Below are 1,217 nucleotides of genomic sequence, written 5' to 3'. Positions count from 1 at the left end.
CGGCGGTGCCCGCAGCGCGGGTGGGCGGGACGCCGGGCGGGCAGGATGTGCACGACGGCGGACGGCGTGGAGAGCGGAGGGGCCGGTGCCCGAGGGTGACACCGTCTGGCGCACCGCGCGCCGGCTGCACCAGGCCCTCGCGGGCCGGGAGCTGACGTCCAGCGACCTGCGCTGGCCGAGCCTGGCCGCGGTCGACCTCGGCGGCCGGCACGTGCGCGAGGTGGTCAGCGCCGGCAAGCACGTGCTGCTGCGCACGGCGGCCGCCGAGGGTGGGGGCCCCGGCGCGGGCCGCGGGCTGCCGCCGGAGCCGCTCACGCTGCACAGCCACCTGCGGATGGAGGGGTCCTGGCACGTGCACCGCACCGGCGAGCCGTGGGCGACGCGACGGTCGGCCCACGGGGTGCGCGCCGTGCTCACGACGAGCGAGTGGACCGCGGTGGGCCACCTGCTGGGGATGCTCGACCTCGTGCCGACGGCGCAGGAGGACCGGCTCGTCGGCCACCTCGGCCCCGACCTGCTGGGCCCCGGCTGGAACGCGGCGGAGGCGGTGCGCCGGCTGACCGCGGACCCGGCGCGGGAGGTGGGCCGGGCGCTGCTGGACCAGCGGGTGCTCGCCGGCGTCGGGACCCTCTACATGGCCGAGTCGCTGTTCCTGGTGCGGACGACGCCGTGGACGCCCGTCGGCGAGCTGGCCGATCCCGCGGCGCTCGTCGCGCTGCTGCACAAGCTGCTCGACACCAACAAGGACCGCGCCGAGCAGATCACCACCGGCGACCTGCGCCGCGACCGCCAGCACTGGGTGCACGCCCGTTCGGGGCGGGCGTGCCTGCGCTGCCGCGCCACCGTGCGGGTGGCCCGCCTGGGCGAGCCGCCCACGGACCGGGTCGCCTTCTACTGCCCCGGGTGCCAGCGGGGAGCGGCCCCCACCGACGACGGCCGGCCGCAGGCCCCGCTGGGGCACGCGCGGCGGGTGGCCGGGCGCCCCCGCTACCGCTGACGCGGCGACCGGTGCGGGTCAGGCCACCGAGACGAGGCGGCAGCGGCGCAACCGGGCGGCGCGCTGGCTCTCGCCGCCGGGCAGTGCGTCGCCCACCGCCCCGACCACGTCCTCGGGCAGCACGTCGGGCACGACCACCCCGCCGAGCGCGCCGTCGAAGTCGTCGTCCAGGTCCGCGTCGAGACCGGTGTCCAGCCCCTCCCCCAGCGCCGCACCGGCC

Annotated in this window: 2 protein-coding genes; one reads left to right on the top strand and one right to left on the bottom strand. The window is 79.0% G+C overall.

Going from position 1 to position 1,217, the window contains the following annotated elements:
- Window positions 1–85 precede the first annotated feature (85 nt).
- Entirely contained in the window at window positions 86–997 is a 912-nt protein-coding gene (locus ABEB16_RS11230; protein WP_345712339.1) for a DNA-formamidopyrimidine glycosylase family protein, read from the top strand.
- A gap of 18 nt (window positions 998–1,015) precedes the next feature.
- On the opposite strand, the gene ABEB16_RS11225 is transcribed toward ABEB16_RS11230, so the two are convergent.
- The coding region (locus tag ABEB16_RS11225; protein ID WP_345712338.1) for a hypothetical protein at window positions 1,016–1,217 on the bottom strand (202 nt) is incomplete at its 5' end.

Source organism: Kineococcus glutinatus (assembly GCF_039542765.1).
Taxonomy (GTDB): domain Bacteria; phylum Actinomycetota; class Actinomycetes; order Actinomycetales; family Kineococcaceae; genus Kineococcus_A; species Kineococcus_A glutinatus.
This window is presented reverse-complemented; position numbering and strand designations above follow the sequence as displayed.